Source organism: Streptomyces sp. LN549, from assembly GCF_043203805.1.
Lineage (GTDB): Bacteria > Actinomycetota > Actinomycetes > Streptomycetales > Streptomycetaceae > Streptomyces.
In genome coordinates this window covers 6911981-6928927 of record NZ_JAZHRI010000002.1, presented here as the reverse complement: position 1 = coordinate 6928927, position 16947 = coordinate 6911981, and the positions used below count along the sequence as shown (strand labels likewise).

Below are 16947 nucleotides of genomic sequence, written 5' to 3'. Positions count from 1 at the left end.
GTGCCGCACCGGCCGATGCGGTCGCCGCACGACGGATCACGGCACGGACTGCCGCGGCACGGCGGGCGGCGGCCCCGGCGGGCGCCGTGCCGCGGGCCACGGCGCCGGAGGGCGTGGCGCGAGGGGTTACAGAACAGGCAATGGGCACTAAATACAGATATATCCCCGATCCCCCTTCACCCGTACGGCGCGCCGCGCCCACTGCGGCGCACTGGGATCAGTTGCAGCCGGCACCTCCGGCCCGCCGGGAGTACGTGAGCGGCGGGTGCACGCCGCACGGACAGTGACGGGCTGTCATCCCCGCTCCGCGCGGACTCCCGCAGCACCTCCCCGAACCGATGCGTCCGCCCCTCGGGGCCGACGCCTTAACGCCCCTTTCCGGACAGCTCCGCGCGTTGATGGTGGTTCTGTGAGTGATCGGTGTTGCACATGTGAGCCCGCTTCCTTTCCATTTTTGCAGTGTGACTAATATCTATCTGTCGAAGTTTCCAACGGATTTGGCCAGTCGCGAGGCTGGCATCACGTCAAGGAGCATGCCCTGCGCACGCGCGCGTCAAGGCGGAGCGACTCGACCACAATGTCGCTGCGGACGGCCCTGCTCGTACTGGCCATCGTCCCCGGTGTCGCACTGGCCGCCCTATGGGCCGTCACCAGTGGTCAGACTCTGCTCGACTTCCAGAAGCAGGCAGCCCAGGGGCAATTGGCCCAGAAGGCCGGCCAGCCGTCCAACATCGTCTACTACAACCTGCAGGAGGAGCGGCGGCTGAGCGCCGAGGCTCTGGCCAGTCATGGAGGTGCCACCGACGCGCTGCGCAAGCAGCGCAAACTGACCGACGAAGCGATCACCAGCTTCCAGTCCCTCTCCGACATCGCCACCGACGACGCCCCCGGCGAGGTCCGGGAGGCGGTCATCCAGGCCCGCACGGCGATCACCCAACTCCCGGCCCAGCGCACCCTCGTCGACGAAGGTGACAACGACCAGCAGAAGGCCGTGTACCGCTACTACACGGACCTGATCGCCGTCGACCTGAAGCTCTTCACCGCGCTCAGCCATGTGGACAACGGCCAGATCACCACGCTCTCGCAGCCGCTGGTCGACCTGTTCTGGGCCAAGGAGATGATCTCGCGCTCGGACGCGCTGCTTGCCCGTGGCTGGGCCAAGGGCAAGCTGAGCACGGAGGACCTCCAGCAGGTCCGGCAGGCCGTTTCCGGCCAGTCCTTCCAGTACGCCACCAAGGTCGTCCCCTACCTTCCGGCGGACGAGAAGGCCATGTGGGAGGAGATCTCGGCCAGTTCGGCCTGGAAGACCAAGACCCAGGTGGAGACCGAGGTACTGCGGCCCGCCGACCCGGACAGCTCCGGCTTCGTCCGCCTCGGCGCCGAGGAGAAGACCTGGCGCGGCGCGATGGACGAGGTCACGCCCCAGCTGGTGAAGCTCATGGAGCACCGCACCGACCTGGTCGTCGCGAACGGCAAGGACAGTGTCATCTCCCTGCTGATCCGGGTCGTTCTCACCACGGTCGTCGGCCTCCTCGCCGTCGTCGCGGTCATCTGGATCACCTGGCGCCTCACCCGCAATCTGCGCCGCCGGATCGGCCGGCTGCAGGAGCGGGCCGAGGAGCTGGAGAAGTCACTGCCCGATGTCGTCGAGCGGCTCGGCAAGGGCGAACGCATCGATGTCGAGGCCGAGGCCCGTGCCATCGGACACGACCGCAAGGCCGGCAGCAAGGCCGACGAGCTGACCCAGCTCGGTGACGCGCTCGACCTGGCACGCACCAGTGCTCTCCAGGCGGCCGTCAAACAGGCGGACCAGCATCGCGGCTTCGAGCGGCTGCTGCAGCGCATCGCGCGCCGCACCCAGCAGTTGATCGGCCAGCAGCTGAAGAAGCTGGACGAGCTGGAGCGCAAGCACGAGGACCCCGAGGTGCTGGACGGCCTCTTCGACCTCGACCACCTCACCGCCCGCCTCCGGCGCTACGAGGAGAACCTCGTGATCCTCGCGGGCGGTTCCCCGCACCGGCGCTGGCGCAAGCCCGTACCGCTGCTGGACGTGATGCGCTCCGCCCAGGGCGAAGTGCAGGACTACCGGCGCGTGGTGCTGGATCTGGACGGCGCCCCGTGGCTCTCCGAGCGCGCTGTCGGTCCGGTCTCCCATGTGCTGGCGGAGCTGATCGAGAACGCCCTCACCTTCTCCAAGCCGCCCAGTCCCGTCGAGGTCAGGGCTGCCCGGGTCAGCCGGGGCCTGGCCATCGAGGTCGAGGACCGCGGGCTCGGCATGGAGGAGGAACAGCTCGCCGAGGCCAACGAGCTGATGAGCAGGCCGCCCCGGATGGACGTGCTGGCGCACGCCGACGACATCCGGCTGGGTCTGTACGTGATCGCGCGCCTCGCCGACCAGCACGGCCTGCGGGTGGAGTTCCGTCACTCGGCCTTCGGCGGCACCCGGGTCGTCCTGCTCGTCCCCGACGCGCTCACCGTCCCCGGTCCGCACTCCGGTCCGGTGGCCGTGCCGGCCCCCGAGGACGCGGGCGCCGCACCGGCCCAGGAACCCGCCCCGACCCGCGACACCGACGCGCTGCCCAGCCGGGGCCGCGGCCAGGCGCTCGCCGGTGTCACGGCACTGCACGCCTCGGCAGCACCGTTCGAGGCCACCGGTACGCCCTACACGGTGGCGGACGAGCCCTTCCCCGACCGGGAGGAGCAGCCGCAGCCGGCCCCCGCCGACGACCCGTTCGGTGACCTGGTGACTCCGTACACCCCCTACGCCGACGGCACACCGGGCGGTACGTACGGCCACACCGCGCCCACGTCCCCGTACGGCGGCGGCACGGACCAGAACGGGTACGGCAACCGCAACGACACCACGTACGGCGGCTCCGCCCCGTACGCCGATGCCGAGCAGCCGTACATGAAGGCCGAGGGCCAGTACCCGGTACCGCACCAGCCCTACCAGCCGCCCGAGGAGCCGTACATGACTCCGCACCAGCCGTACCAGGGGCCGTACGCGGCGGGCGTCCCCGACGGGACCGGATTCCCGGTCCCCGGTCCCCGGCAGCCGGAACCGGCCGCCGGACACCTCGGACTTCCGGTGGCCGAGCCCGACCATCCGGCGCCCCCGGCGGCGGGCACGACCGGCCGGGAGAGCGGGCCGGGGCGGCCCGCACTGCCGGCAGCGCCCGCCGCGGAACCTCCGTTGCCGCGCCGGGTACGACAGGCCAGCCTCGCGGACGAACTGCGGATCGACCCGGCCTCCGGGCCTGCCGCTCAGCCGCCGAGCCGGTCCGTGAACCCGATGCCCCGGCCGGCCCCCCGCCGCGCCGGTGCCGCCATCGGAGCCTTCCAGCGTCGGTCCCGCGCCGCCCGCGCGACTGACGAGCCGCCGACGCAGCCCGACCCTCCCGCACACCTCCCCACGAGAGAAGAACGGTCATGACACGCACAACCGCCACTCACCAGGACCTCGACTGGCTGCTCGACGGTCTGGTGGACTCGGTGGCCGAAACCCTGAACGCCGTGCTGCTGTCCGACGACGGTCTGGTGGTGAGCCATTCGCGCACCGTCGAGAGGTCCGACGCCGAGCGGCTGGCCGCCATCTGCACCGGCCAGCAGAGCCTGGCCCGCGGTGTGGGCCAGCTCTTCAACGGCGGCGGCGTGCACCAGGTGATCGTCGAGCTTTCGGACCTGTGGCTCTTCATCATCTCGGCCGCCCAAGGCACGCACCTGGCCGTCGTCGCCTCCCAGGAGGTGGACGCCGAGGTCATGTCACTCGCCATGCACAACCTCGTCCAGCAGGTCGGCCAGAAGCTCAGCACCCCGGTGCGGGGCGACTTCAACGCCTTCGGCGGCGGGGACGGGCTGCGCGCGTGACCCCGCGCTGGGAGGACGAGGAGACCGAAGAGGGCTGGGCGGACGGGGAGGACGGGGCGCGCACCATGGTGCGCCCGTACACCATCACCCGTGGCCGGACCGCACCCGAGCGGGACGACTTCACCCTCATCACCGTGCTGACCACCGCGAACGACCCGCGCGACGGACACGGCGCGGCGGTCCACCCGGGCAGGCTCCAGCCGGAGCACCGGATGATCCTGGACCGCTGCCGGCGCCCCGCCGCTGTCGCCGAGGTCTCAGCGGACCTCAACCTCCCGGTCTCGGTGACCAAGATCCTGCTGGCGGACCTGGTCGCCCAGGGCCTGCTGCTCGCCCGCGCCCCCCTGTCGGTGGCCCGGGCAGCCGGCGGCGCCGACATGGGAATGCTGGCCGCCCTTCGCGACGGACTCGGGAGACTCTGAGCCAAGATGACCATCAGTCAGGCGGCCCCCGCCGCCGTAAAGATCCTGATCGCCGGCGGCTTCGGCGTCGGCAAGACCACCCTCGTGGGCGCCGTCAGCGAGGTCGCGCCCCTGCGCACCGAGGAGTTCCTCACCAAGGCAAGCATCGGCGTCGACGACCTGGCCGGTGTCGGGCAGAAGGACACGACCACCGTGGCCCTGGACTTCGGCCGGATCACGGTCAGTCCGGAGCTCGTCGTCTACCTGTTCGGCACACCGGGCCAGGAACGCTTCTGGTTCATGTGGAACGACCTGGTCAACGGGGCCCTCGGCGGCGTCGTGATCGCCGACACCCGGCGGCTGGAGACCAGCTTCGCCTCGATCGACTTCTTCGAGAGCCGGGACATCCCGTTCGTGGTGGCGATCAACTGCTTCCACGGCCACAACACCCGCACCCTGGACGAGATCAGGGCTGCTCTCGACCTCGATCCGCATGTCCCCCTGCTGGTCGGCGACGTACGCGAGCGGCCCTTCGGCCGTGACGTCCTGCTGGCCCTCGTGGACCACCTGATGAGCCTGCCCGTCGCGGCCGGCTGATCCCCCTCCCCCGAAACTTCGCACTTCTTCTCGCACTGGAGAGATCCGACATGGCAACACCTCTGCGCGTCCTGATCCACGGTGGCGGCATCGGCGGGCTCACGCTCGCCACCGCCCTGGCCCGGCGCGGCCACACCGTCGAGGTCGCCGAACTCCGTGACGAGCTGGACGCCCTGGGCGTCGGCATCATCCAGCCGTCCAACGCCCTGCACGTCATGCGGGAGATCGGGGTCCTCGACGACTGCCTCAAGGCGGGCTTCGAGTGGGAGGTCCTCACCATCGCCGACCCGGCCGGCAACACCCTGGCCGAGATCCCGCAGCCCCGCATGGGCGACGCCCCGTCCAACAACGGCATCCCGCGCCCCGCGCTCGCCCAGGTGCTCTGCACCGCGGCCACGGCGGCCGGGGCGACGATCCGCTTCGGCGTGACCATCGCCGAGCTCGCCGACGACGGCGAGGGCGTGGACGTCACCCTGTCCGACGGTTCGGCCGCGCGCTGGGACCTGGTCGTCGGCTTCGACGGCATCGGCTCGCCGCTGCGCACCCGGCTCTACGGCGACCGCTACGTCCCCCAGTACACCGGCTTCGCCAACTGGCGTGTCACCGTGCCCCGTCAGGAGCAGGTCCGGGGCGTCGTGATGGGCACCGCGGGCCAGGCCGCCAAGGCGCTGCTCACGCCGATCACGGACGAACTGATGTACCTGGGCGCGGTGTTCGCCGAGTCCGAGGACTTCCGTCCCGACGCGGAGAAGGCGCACGAGCAGCTCAAGGAGCGGCTGCCCATGTTCTCCGGCCCGGTCGCCGAGGCGCTCGCCACGGTCACGGGACCGGAAGCGGTGGTGTACTCGCGGATCTCCCAGGTGACCGTCGAGGAGGCCTGGCACGTCGGGCGGGTGGTCCTGGCCGGTGACGCCGCGCACGCGAGCACCCCGCACATCGCGCAGGGTGCGGCGATGGCCGTGGAGGACGCGCTGGTGCTCGCCGAGTCGCTGGACGCCGAGGCGGACGTGGCGGCCGCGCTCGACGTCTGGGAGGCCCGTCGCCGTCCCCGCGCCATGTGGGTGCAGGCCATGTCGCGTGCCGTGCTCAAGCAGGAGACGGGCGGGGAGACGACGCCCGAGGAGGACGAGCTGCTGAAGGTCGGCATCCCGGGTGCGGCGCACGTGCTGGTACAGCCGTACTGATCAGGCCCTGAGCTCCCCCAGCGCCCTGAACGCCCCGTGCGGGCCCGGATTCCCGGGCCCGCACGGGGCGTTCGTGCTGTCAGGGCAGGACCGCCACCCCGTCGATCTCGACCAGTGCCTGTTCGTCCCAGAGCCGCGCCGCCCCAATGACGGCCATCGCCGGGTAGTCGCGGCCTGCCAGCCGGCGCCAGATGCGGCCCAGTTCGGCGGCGTTCGCCCGGTAGTCGGCGACATCGGTGGCGTAGACCGTGACCCGGGCCAGGTCCGCCGGGGCGCCGCCGGCCGCGCGCAGGGCGGTGAGGAGGTTGGTGAGGGCGGTGGCGAACTGTTCGGGCAGGGTGTTCCCGCTGATGTCGCCCCGCTGGTCCAGGGCGGTCTGCCCGGCCAGGAAGACCAGTTGGCCCCCGGTGGCGGTGACCGCGTGCGAGAAGCCCGCGGGCGGTGAGAGTTCGGCGGGGTTGATCCGGTGGATCGGACTCATGAGGAGGGCTCCCGGTTCGCGTACAGCTCCTTGGCGATGATGGTGCGCTGGACCTCGCTGGCGCCCTCGTAGATGCGGGGGGCGCGGACCTCGCGGTAGAGGTGTTCGAGCAGATGGCCGCGGCGCAGGGCGCGGGCGCCGTGCAGCTGGACGGCCGTGTCCACGACGTACTGCGCGGTTTCGGTGGCGTACAGCTTCGCCATGGCGGCCCGTCGCGGGACGCCGGGCTCCCCCGCGTCGTACGCGGCGGCGGCCGCGTACACCAGCAGCCGGGCGGCCTCGGTGCGGGTGGCCATCTCCGCGACCTGGTGGGAGACGGCCTGAAGGTCGCCCAGCGGTCCGCCGAACGCGGTGCGCGTGGCGGTGTGCTCCACGGTGGCGTCGAGGGCGGCGCGGGCCATGCCGATGGCGAAGGCGCCGACGCTGGGCCGGAAGAGGTTGAGGGTGTTCATGGCGACCCGGAAGCCCCGGTCCGGTTCGCCGAGCACGTCGTCGGGGGTGACCGGGACGGCGTCGAAGCGGAGGGCGCCGATCGGGTGCGGGGAGAGCATGTCCAGCGCGGTGCCAGTCAGCCCGGGGCGGTCGGCGGGGACCAGGAACGCGGTGACGCCGCGCGCCCCGGCGCCCTCGGTCGTCCGGGCGAAGACGGTGTAGAAGTCCGCCTCCGGGGCGTTGGAGATCCAGCACTTCTCGCCGGTCAGCCGCCAGCCGTCGGGCGCGGGCGCGGCGTCGAGGGCCAGGGCCGCCGCGTCGGAGCCGGCCCCCGGCTCGCTGAGCGCGAAGGCGGCGACGGCGCGGCCCGCGCGGACCTCGGGGAGCCAGCGCTCGCGGTGGGCGGGGGTGCCCGCCTGCACCAAGGGGTACGTCCCGAGGCCCTGGAGTGCGAGGGCGGTCTCTGCCTCCGTGCAGCCGCGAGCGAGCGATTCGCGCAGCAGGCACAGGTCGAGCGCGCCCGAACCGAACAGCCGGTCCAGCAGTCCGAGCTCGCCGAGCGCGGCGACCAGCGGGCGGTTGACGTGCCCCGGATCGCCCTTCTCGGCCAGCGGGCGCAGTCGCTCCTCGGCCAGGGTGCGCAGCTCCTCGCACCAGGCGGTCTGTGCCGGATCGAGCGAGAATGCCGTCATACCGGCGCCTCTCCTGTCGAAAGTCCCGGTGCCGCCCCCTTCGGGCCGGCTCCGTTTATCGCGGACCGTTGACTACCGTCACCCAAACGATACGCTCCAAGGGCGACAAGGGGGCGATCCTTCATGGACCCGAATACCTCAGCGCACATCGACAGCTTCGCCAGAGAACATCTGCCGCCCGCCGACCAGTGGCCGGAACTGGTCTTCGACCTGCCCGAGCTGCACTATCCGGACCGGCTCAACTGCGCCGCCGAGCTCCTGGACCGTACGGCCGAGCGCTTCGGACCCGACCGGCCCGTCTTCCGTACGCCCGACGGCGGGGTGCTGAGCTACGGGGCGCTGCGGGACCTGGTCGACCGGATCGCCCATGTCCTCACCTCGGATCTGGGAGTGGTGCCCGGCAACCGCGTGCTGCTGCGCGGCCCCACGACGCCCCACCTCGCCGCCTGCTGGCTGGCGGTGCTCAAGGCCGGCGCGATCGCCGTCACCGTACTGGCCCAGCAGCGGGCCTCCGAACTCGCCACGATCTGCTCGATGGCCCGGATCAGCCATGCGCTGTGCGATGTCCGGTCCGTCGACGACCTGGTGAAGGCGGAGGTCCCGGGGCTGCGGATCACGGCGTACGGCGGTGACGCACCCGACGACCTGCTGCGGCTGGCCGCCGGCCGGCCGGGCCCGTACCGGGCCGTGGACACCGCGGCGGACGACGTGGCGCTGATCGCGTTCACCTCGGGAACCACCGGCCGTCCCAAGGGCTGTATGCATCTGCACCGCGATGTGCTCGCCGTCGCGGACACCTTCTCGCGGCACGTCCTGCGGCCGGAGCCCGACGACGTGTTCGCCGGCAGTCCGCCGCTCGGCTTCACCTTCGGCCTCGGCGGTCTGGTCGTGTTTCCGCTGCGGGCAGGTGCGTCGGCGCTGCTGCTGGAACAGGCGGGGCCCAAGCAGCTGCTGCCCGCCCTGGCCGCGCACCGGGTCTCGGTGCTGTTCACCGCTCCGACCGCCTACCGGGTGATGCTCGACCAGCTCGACGGGCACGACCTCTCCGAGCTGCGCCGCTGTGTGTCCGCGGGTGAGAACCTGCCCGTCGCGACCTGGCACTCCTGGCACGAGCGGACCGGTCTGCGGATCATCAACGGCATCGGCGCCACCGAGCTGCTGCACATCTTCGTCTCCGCCGCCGACGAGGCGATCCGCCCCGGCACCACCGGCGTCCCGGTCCCCGGCTGGCAGGCCCGGGTGGTGGACCTGGACGGCGAACCGGTGCCGGACGGCGAGCCGGGCCTGCTCGCCGTGCGCGGGCCGGTCGGCTGCCGCTACCTCGCCGACGGGCGGCAGCGGGAGTACGTGCGGCACGGCTGGAACCTCACCGGCGACACCTACGTGCGCGACGCGGACGGCTACTTCCGCTATGTGGCCCGTGCCGACGACATGATCATCTCCTCCGGGTACAACATCGCGGGCCCCGAGGTCGAGGACGCCCTGCTGCGCCATCCCGAGGTGGCGGAGGCCGCGGTGGTGGGCCGTGCGGACGAGCTGCGCGGCCGGATCGTGGCGGCGTACGTGGTGCGGCGGGAGGGCTCCGCCCTGTCGGCCGACGCGCTGCGCACCTTCATGCGCTCCGAACTGGCCCCGCACAAATGCCCCCGCCTCATCACGTTCCTGCCCGCACTGCCCCGTACCGCGACCGGCAAACTGCAACGGTTCCGGCTCCGTGAGGACGAACCCGATGCGGACTCCGGCGCACCGGGCCGAGAATGATCACATGGTCGAACCGCACACCCCCCGCTCACTGATCGTCACCCTCTACGGTGCGTACGGCCGCACCCCGGGGGACGTCCCGATGCCGGTGGCGGAACTCGTCCGGCTGCTCGGCGCCGTCGGTGTGGAGGCTCCCGCCGTGCGGTCCTCCGTCTCCCGGCTGAAGCGGCGCGGACTGCTCGTCGCGGCCCGGACGCCGGGCGGGGCGGCCGGGTACGCGCTCTCGGCCGACGCACGCCAACTGCTCGACGACGGGGACCGGCGGATCTACCGGCATCCGGACCCGCGGATCGAGGACGGCTGGGTACTCGCCGTGTTCTCCGTACCGGAGGCCGAACGCCACAAGCGGCATCTGCTGCGCTCACGGCTGTCCGGGCTCGGCTTCGGCACGGCCGCACCCGGCGTGTGGATCGCGCCGGCCGCACTGCACGAGGAGACCCGGCACACCCTGGAGCGCCTCGGACTCGCCCCGTACGTGGAGTTGTTCCGCGGCGACCATCTGGGTTTCACGGCCACCGGGGAGTCGGTGGCCCGCTGGTGGGACCTCGACGCCGTGGCCCGGCTCCACGAGGACTTCCTGGAGCGGCACGAACCGGTACTGCGGTCCTGGGAGGCGCGCCCGGACGAGTCGCCGGTTCCGGAGACGGCTTACCGGGACTACCTGATGGCGCTGGACTCCTGGCGGCAGGTGCCGTACGCGGACCCGGGGCTGCCGAGGGAGCTGCTTCCCGAGAAGTGGCCGGGCGGCAGGTCGGCGGAGGTGTTCGGGCTGCTGCACGAGCGGTTGCGCGACGCGGGGGCGGAGTTCGTACGCGGATAAACGAGTGCCCCTGCGGCGGCGCGCCCGGCAGAATGCGGACGCATGACCTGGACCTTCACGGACGACGTCGACGCCTTCCTCGACGCGGCAGGAGCCTCGCTGGCGGCCCGGGCGGCCGAGAGTACGGTCGTGCTGACCGTCACCGCAGCCCTGCGCCGCCACGGTCCGCACGCCTATGGCGACCACGATCCGGTGCTGGGCTGGTGGCGCGGTGCCGACGGCGAAGTGGCGGGCACCCTGCTGCAGACACCGCCCTACCCAGCGACGTTGAACGCGCTCCCCCCGGAGGCGGTGGGTCCGTTGCTGGCTGCCCGCCGGCTCACCCACGTCAACGCGGACCGGGCCACGGCCCGGGCGGTGGCGGCCCACTGGCCGGGGCACCGCGTCGACGAGGAGCAGCGGCTCTACCGGCTGGGCGAGTTGGTCCCGCCGTCGCCTGTTCCCGGCGGCCGGGCGAGGGCCGCGGCTCCTGCGGACCGGGACCTGCTGCTGCGCTGGTACGCCGCGTTCGCCGTCGACATCGGTGGACCGGCCGGGCACGGCGAACGTCATGGGCGCGCGGTCGACGAGCGGACGGCGGAAGGCCGGCTGACGCTCTGGGAGCACGACGGTGTCCCCGTGTCGATGGCGGGCATCTCGCTGCAGATCGCGGGCACCGCGCGCGTCGCTCCCGTCTACACGCCGCCGGAGCACCGCGGCCGTGGGTACGCGGCGGCGGTGACCGCCGAGGTCAGCGGCGCGGCTCGGGCAGCGGGTGCGGACGAGGTACTGCTCTTCACCGATCTCGCCAACCCGACGAGCAACGGCGTGTACACACGCATCGGCTACCGGGCGGTCGCCGACCGGCTGCTGATCAGTGCGGAGGAGGGCGATGGATGAGGCGCCCGAGCCGCTCTGGCTGGTCGCGGCGAACGTGGTGCGGTGGCGGCGGTACGGGGATCTGGGGCAGGAGTTCCGGCCCGGCACGAAGGCGTTCCGGGGCGGGGCGAAGGTCTACGTCACGGACACCCATCCCGGTACGGGCAACGAGCAGCTGACGGCGGTGGGCCACGGCCGGCACACCGGAAGGTGGATCACCATCGACACCGGGACCCGGCATCTGCACACCTTCAGGCCGCAGTTGGTGTACTCCCCGGCCGTCATCGAGCGGTGCGCCGCCATGCCCGTGCGGACGCGCGTGGAGGCGGCGGAACTGGCGGAACTGCTGGACCGGATCGCCCGCCTGGGGCGCCACACCCATCACGCCGGCCCGCACCCCTACCCCTGCCTGTGTCACGAGTGCCTGCCGCTCAGCCCAGCGTGAGCCGCGGCTTCGGTGCGTCCGTGCGGCCCGTCGGAGGGGTACGGCTGCCCGCACGGTACGGGAGCGGCCAGGGCGCGCCCGGTCCGGCGTAGCCCTGGTCGGCCGCCGCGTGGAGCGTCCAGTGCGGGTCGTACAGATGCGGCCGGGCCAGGGCGCAGAGGTCGGCGCGGCCCGCGAGCAGCAGCGAGTTGACGTCGTCCCAGGAGGAGATGGCGCCGACGGCGATGACGGGCACGCACAGGGTGTTGCGGATCCGGTCGGCGTACGGGGTCTGGTACGAGCGTCCGTACTCGGGTCGCTCGGAAGGGACGACCTGACCGGTGGAGACGTCGATGGCGTCGGCGCCGTGCGCGACGAACGCACGGGCGATCTCGACGGCGTCCTCGCCCGTCGTTCCGCCCTCGGCCCAGTCCGTCGCGGAGATCCGGACGGTCATCGGCCGGTCGTCGGGCCACCGTTCGCGGACTGCGTCGAAGACTTCCAGCGGGAAGCGGAGCCGGTTCGCCAGGGTGCCGCCGTAGGCGTCGGTGCGGTGGTTGGTGAGCGGGGAGAGGAATCCGGAGAGCAGGTAGCCGTGGGCGCAGTGGAGTTCGAGGAGGTCGAATCCGCAGGTGTCGGCCCGCTCGGCGGCGGACGCGAACTGTTCGCGGACACCGTCCAGGCGGGCGCGGTCCAGGGCGTGCGGGACCTGGTTGACGCCCGGAGCGTACGGGAGCGGGGAGGCGGCAACGAGGGGCCAGTTGCCGTCGGCGAGCGGCTGATCGATGCCCTCCCACATGAGCTTGGTGGAGCCCTTGCGGCCGGAGTGGCCCAGCTGGACTCCGATCGCGGTGCCGGGCGATCCGGCGTGCACGAAGTCGGTGATCCTGGTCCAGGCGGCCGCCTGCTCGTCGGTGTAGAGGCCGGTGCAGCCGGGGGTGATCCGGCCCTCAGGGCTCACGCACACCATCTCCGTCATGACCAGCCCGGCACCTCCGAGCGCCCGCGCCCCGAGGTGGACGAGGTGGAAGTCGCCGGGGACGCCGTCGGTGGCCGAATACATGTCCATGGGCGAGACGACGACGCGGTTGCGCAGCTCCAGGCCGCGCAGCCGCAGCGGGGTGAACATCGGCGGGGTGCCGGGCGCGCAGCCGAACTCGTCCTCGACGGCGGCGGTGAACGAGGCGTCGCGCAGTCGCAGGTTGTCGTGGGTGACGCGGCGGCTGCGGGTGAGGAGGTTGAAGGCGAACTGGCGGGGTGGCTGGTCGACATACGTACCCAGCTCCTCGAACCAGCGCAGGCTGGCCGCGGCGGCGCGCTGGGTCGACTCGACGACGGGCCGGCGCTCGCTCTCGTACGCGGCGAGGGCGGCGGGGAGTCCGGGCTGCTCCTCGATGCAGGCGGCGAGGGCGAGAGCGTCCTCGACGGCGAGTTTGGTGCCGGAGCCGATGGAGAAGTGCGCGGTGTGGGCGGCGTCACCGAGGAGGACGGTGTTCCCGTGCGACCAGCGCTTGTTGACGACGGTACGGAAGGTGAGCCAGGAGGAGTTGTTGGAGCGCAGCGGGCGGTGGCCGAGGGCGTCGGCGAAGATCTTGGCGCAGTGCCGGGTGGACTCGGCGGGGTCGCAGGTGTCGAATCCGGCCGCGCGCCAGACCTCTTCGCGCATCTCGACGATGACGGTCGAGGCATCGGGAGAGAAGGGATAGGCGTGCAGTTGCATCACGCCGTACGCGGTCTCCGCGGTCTCGAAGCGGAAGGAGTCCAGGGCGAAGTCGGCGGCGAGCCAGATGTACCGGCAGCGGTGGGTGGTGAGGAGGGGCTCGAAGCTCTCCGCGTGCGCGTCGCGGGTGAGGCTGTGCACGCCGTCGGCCGCGATCACCAGATCGTGGGAAGCGGCGAGTTCGGCGGCCGGGGGCGCCTCCTCGCGGAAGCGGAGGCGCACCCCCAGACCCGCGCAGCGCTCGTGCAGGATCTCCAGGAGCCGGCGGCGGCCGAGCGCGGCGAAGCCGTGGCCGCCGGAGGTCTGGTTGTGGCCGCGGTGGACGATGTCGATGTCGTCCCAGCGGACGAACTCGCGCTGGAGTGCGGCGTGGATGCCGGGGTCGGCGTGCTCGATGCCGCCGAGGGTCTCGTCGGAGAGGACGACGCCGAAGCCGAATGTGTCGTCGGGGGCGTTGCGCTCCCAGAGGGTGATCTCCCGCTCCGGGCCCAGCCTCTTGAGCAGCGCCGCGGCGTAGAGCCCGCCGGGTCCGCCGCCGATGACGGCGATCCGGCGGAGCGTGGACGCCTCCCCGCCGGGGGGCGGGGGGCCGGGGTGCCGGACTTCGGAAGGTGTCACCCGGATCACCTGCCCTGCCATTTCGGCGGCCGTTTCTCGGTGAACGCGGCGTGGAACTCGGCGTAGTCCTCGCCGTGCATCAGCAGGGCCTGGGTGGCGGCGTCCATCTCCACGGCGGCGGCCAGCGGCATGTCGAGCTCGGCGGTGAGCAGTGCCTTGGTCTGGGCGAGGGCGAGCGCGGGTCCGTCCGCGAGCCGGCGGGCGAGTGCCGCGGCCTGCGCGTCGGCCCCGCCCTCCTCGGCCAGCTCACTGATCAGGCCGATGCGTTCGGCCTCGGGGGCACGGACGGGTTCGCCCAGCATCAGCAGCCGGGTGGCATGGCCGAGGCCGACGACCCGGGGCAGGAGGTAGGCCGCGCCCATGTCGCCGCCGGAGAGCCCGACGCGGGTGAAGAGGAAGGCGAACCGCGCCGAGGGGTCGGCGACCCGGAAGTCGGCGGCCAGCGCGAGGACGGCGCCTGCTCCGGCGGCGACCCCGTGCACGGCCGCGATGACGGGGAACGGGCACTCCCGCAGGGCACGTACGACCTGTCCTGTCATCCGGTTGAAGTCCAGCAGCTGGGCGGTGTCCATCGCGAGGGTGGCGCCGATGATCTCGTCCACATCACCGCCCGAGCAGAAGCCGCGCCCCTCACCGGCCAGCACCAGGGCCCGCACGGAACGCTCCCGCGCCAGCTCGGCCAGGAGGTCGCGCAGATCCGCGTAGGCGCCGAAGGTCAGCGCGTTCAGCTTCTCGGGCCGGGCGAGGGTGACGGTGGCGACGCCGTCCAGCGTCGTGACCCGTAGATGGCGCCAGTTCTCCGTAGGGGACGCGGAGCTGGGAAACGGACTCATCGAGGGTGGTCCCCTTCGGCCGTCGGGCTGCTGCCTGACCCCGAATTTATCACCCGTGCGTGACTTCCGTCACGAGTACGCGATAAGTGGAGCGCGAATCCGGAGTGACGAACGTCCCGTTCGTACCGGTCGGCAGGCCCTTGCCCGTGTCCGGGGGATTCGTATGGTTGAAACCAAGAGGTTTTGAACTCCGTAACCCTTGAGCCCAAAACTGTTCACGCTCTCCCGAACGGAAGCCCTGCCGTGCCGTCCGATGCCCCCGCACCCGCCACCTGGCGTATCGCACTGCCGCACTCCGCGGCCGCAGTGCCGATCGCCCGCGCGCTGATCCGTTCGGTGCTGGCATCCATCGACTCGGACTCCGACGCCCCCGCCGACAGCGACACCGCCGAGCTGCTGACCGCGGAGCTGGTCGCCAACGCCGTGGAACACACCCCAGGTGACGAGCCCGTCGAGCTGGTGGTGGAGCTCCTGCCGACCGGGTGCCAGGTGGAGGTGCACGACGGCGATCCCGCCCCGCCGGGTGACCTCTCCCGTCCGGAGCCGGGCTGGACGCCCGATCCATGGCAGGAGCACGGCCGGGGGCTGCTGCTGATCCGTACCCTCAGCTCGTCCTGCGGTCACCGCACGACGGAGCACGGCAAGGCGGTGTGGTTCACCCTGCCGTCACGCACCCGTCCGACGTCGTGACCGGGCGGACCGCTCAGCTGCCGGCCCGGCCCGCCAGCCGCGAACGGCTGCGCCCGTAGCCGGCGTACACCGCCGCGCCCACCACCAGGAACACCGCGAACTGCACCCAGGTCGACCAGCCGGTCCCGTACATCAGATACACGCAGAAGCCGACGCCGAGGAGCGGGCTGAGCGGGTAGAGCGGGACCCGGAACGAGCCCGTCACCTCCGGATTGCGACGGCGCAGCACGATCACGGCGACGTTGACCGCGACCATCGTGGCCAGAGTCCCGATGGTGGTCAGGTTCACCACCACGTCGAGCGAGGAGAAGGCCGCCGGAACGGCGAAGACGACGGCGACGATCCAGGTGTTGGCGACCGGCGTCGCAGTGCGCGGCGAGACCCGTTCGAAGACCCGCGGCACCAGGCCGTCGCGCGACATGGACATCAGGATGCGGGTCTGTCCGTACATCACCGCGAGGACGACCGAGGCGATGGCGACGACCGCGCCGAACGCGATGATCCCGCCGCCGACCGTCGAGCCGGTGACCTGGTCGACGATCAGCGAGAGCGCGGCCGGCTTGTCGGAGACGGCGTCCGCGCCGAGGGCCCCGATCGCGGCGAGGGCAACCGCACAGTAGAGCAACGTGACCAGGCCGATGCAGATCATGATCGCGATCGGAATGTTCCGCCGGGGGTTCTTGACCTCCTCGCCCGTGGTGGTGATGGCGTCGAACCCGATGTACGAGAAGAACGCCAGCGAGGCACCAGCGGTGACGCCGCCCGCACCATGGGCCATGAAGGGCGTGAGGTTGCCGTGCTCGAAGGCGGTGAAGGCGATGACGCAGAACATGATCAGGATGGTGATCTTGAGAACGGCCATCGCCGCCGTCGCCCCGGCGCTCTCCCGGATGCCGCGCACCAGCAGCGTCGCGGCCATCATCACCACGAGCACGGCGGGCAGGTTGATCACGCCCCCGTCGCCGGGGCCGGCGGAGAGCGCGGCGGGCAGCTGCCATCCGAAGAGGCTGTCGAGCAGCTCGTTGACGTACTGGCTCCAGCCCACCGCGACGGCGGAGACCGATACGCCGTACTCCAGGAGCAGGCACCAGCCGACGAGGAAGGCCGTGCGCTCACCGAGGGTGGCGTAGGCGAAGGAGTACGAGCTGCCGGACACCGGGATGGCGCTGCCCAGCTCGGCGAACGAGAACGCCGTGAAGATGCAGGTGACGGCCGCGAGGACGAAGGACAGCACGACGGCGGGACCTGCCTCGGCCACGCTGTCGGACAGGCCGACGAAGATACCGGTGCCGACGACCGCGCCGACCCCGAAGCACACCAGCTGGAAGAGCCCCATGGTGCGCTTGAGCCCGTGGCCCTCCAGGTCGGCGCCGGACTCGGCGATCAGCTGGTGCGGGTCCTTGACGCGGTGTGGGGGGCCGGGCAGGCGCAGGGGGCTCACGGCGGTGGTCTCATCTCTGGTGGTGCAGGTGGGGGGAGGCTGCGGCGACGGCAGTGGGGGCCGGTCGCCGACACGAAAATGGGGTTCGAGCGTGCGAGCTCGAACCCCACCAACGGGCACCATAATAG

15 protein-coding genes are annotated in these 16947 nt (G+C 71.9%); 10 read left to right on the top strand and 5 right to left on the bottom strand.

The window, feature by feature from the left end:
- Nucleotides 1-577 precede the first annotated feature (577 nt).
- The 5 genes from SH922_RS31055 to SH922_RS31035 are packed head-to-tail and all read left to right on the top strand — an operon-like array spanning nt 578 to nt 6049.
- Entirely contained in the window at nt 578-3433 is a 2856-nt protein-coding gene (locus SH922_RS31055) for a nitrate- and nitrite sensing domain-containing protein (RefSeq protein WP_393061659.1), read from the top strand.
- Entirely contained in the window at nt 3430-3867 is a 438-nt protein-coding gene (locus SH922_RS31050; RefSeq protein WP_393061657.1) for a roadblock/LC7 domain-containing protein, read from the top strand. The genes SH922_RS31055 and SH922_RS31050 overlap by 4 nt, the downstream gene beginning before the upstream one ends.
- On the top strand, nt 3864-4289 hold the full coding sequence (locus SH922_RS31045; protein ID WP_393061655.1) for a DUF742 domain-containing protein: 426 nt from the start codon (nt 3864-3866) through the stop codon (nt 4287-4289). The genes SH922_RS31050 and SH922_RS31045 overlap by 4 nt, the downstream gene beginning before the upstream one ends.
- A gap of 6 nt (nt 4290-4295) precedes the next feature.
- A complete protein-coding gene (locus SH922_RS31040) occupies nt 4296-4865 on the top strand; it encodes an ATP/GTP-binding protein (protein WP_326739416.1) in 570 nt (189 codons plus the stop codon).
- 50 nt (nt 4866-4915) lie between these two features.
- Nucleotides 4916-6049, top strand: a complete 1134-nt coding sequence (locus SH922_RS31035; RefSeq protein WP_393061653.1) for an FAD-dependent monooxygenase — start codon at nt 4916-4918, stop codon at nt 6047-6049.
- A 79-nt stretch (nt 6050-6128) separates the two neighbouring features.
- Here SH922_RS31035 and SH922_RS31030 read toward each other — a convergent pair whose 3' ends face one another.
- Nucleotides 6129-6530 carry a RidA family protein gene (locus tag SH922_RS31030; RefSeq protein WP_393061651.1) on the bottom strand — a complete coding sequence of 134 codons (402 nt, stop codon included), beginning with the start codon at nt 6528-6530 and terminating at the stop codon, nt 6129-6131.
- On the bottom strand, nt 6527-7654 hold the full coding sequence (locus SH922_RS31025; RefSeq protein WP_393061649.1) for an acyl-CoA dehydrogenase family protein: 1128 nt from the start codon (nt 7652-7654) through the stop codon (nt 6527-6529). Before SH922_RS31025 ends, SH922_RS31030 begins: the two co-directional genes overlap by 4 nt.
- A 123-nt stretch (nt 7655-7777) precedes the next feature.
- Here SH922_RS31025 and SH922_RS31020 point away from each other — a divergent pair, with 123 nt between their 5' ends.
- The 4 genes from SH922_RS31020 to SH922_RS31005 are packed head-to-tail and all read left to right on the top strand — an operon-like array spanning nt 7778 to nt 11538.
- The gene (locus tag SH922_RS31020; RefSeq protein ID WP_393061647.1) at nt 7778-9415 is read left to right on the top strand and encodes an AMP-binding protein; all 1638 of its coding nucleotides are present in this window, start codon (nt 7778-7780) and stop codon (nt 9413-9415) included.
- Nucleotides 9416-9419: 4 nt separating this feature from the next.
- Nucleotides 9420-10235 (top strand): PaaX family transcriptional regulator C-terminal domain-containing protein, encoded by an 816-nt coding sequence (locus tag SH922_RS31015; protein WP_393061645.1) that lies wholly within the window; start codon nt 9420-9422, stop codon nt 10233-10235.
- A gap of 42 nt (nt 10236-10277) precedes the next feature.
- On the top strand, nt 10278-11114 hold the full coding sequence (locus SH922_RS31010) for a GNAT family N-acetyltransferase (protein WP_393061643.1): 837 nt from the start codon (nt 10278-10280) through the stop codon (nt 11112-11114).
- On the top strand, nt 11107-11538 hold the full coding sequence (locus SH922_RS31005; protein WP_393061641.1) for a hypothetical protein: 432 nt from the start codon (nt 11107-11109) through the stop codon (nt 11536-11538). The genes SH922_RS31010 and SH922_RS31005 overlap by 8 nt, the downstream gene beginning before the upstream one ends.
- Here the strand turns inward: SH922_RS31005 and SH922_RS31000 are convergent.
- The gene (locus tag SH922_RS31000; protein WP_393061639.1) at nt 11525-13855 is read right to left on the bottom strand and encodes a bifunctional salicylyl-CoA 5-hydroxylase/oxidoreductase; all 2331 of its coding nucleotides are present in this window, start codon (nt 13853-13855) and stop codon (nt 11525-11527) included. The two genes, SH922_RS31005 and SH922_RS31000, sit on opposite strands and share 14 nt — an antisense overlap.
- Nucleotides 13856-13860: 5 nt before the next feature.
- Entirely contained in the window at nt 13861-14688 is an 828-nt protein-coding gene (locus SH922_RS30995; RefSeq protein ID WP_393061637.1) for an enoyl-CoA hydratase family protein, read from the bottom strand.
- Between the two features lie 243 nt (nt 14689-14931).
- Here SH922_RS30995 and SH922_RS30990 point away from each other — a divergent pair, with 243 nt between their 5' ends.
- Nucleotides 14932-15378, top strand: coding sequence for an ATP-binding protein (locus tag SH922_RS30990; protein ID WP_393061635.1), 447 nt, complete (start codon nt 14932-14934; stop codon nt 15376-15378).
- 13 nt (nt 15379-15391) lie between these two features.
- Here SH922_RS30990 and SH922_RS30985 read toward each other — a convergent pair whose 3' ends face one another.
- Nucleotides 15392-16819, bottom strand: coding sequence for an amino acid permease (locus SH922_RS30985; protein ID WP_393061633.1), 1428 nt, complete (start codon nt 16817-16819; stop codon nt 15392-15394).
- Nucleotides 16820-16947 lie beyond the last annotated feature (128 nt).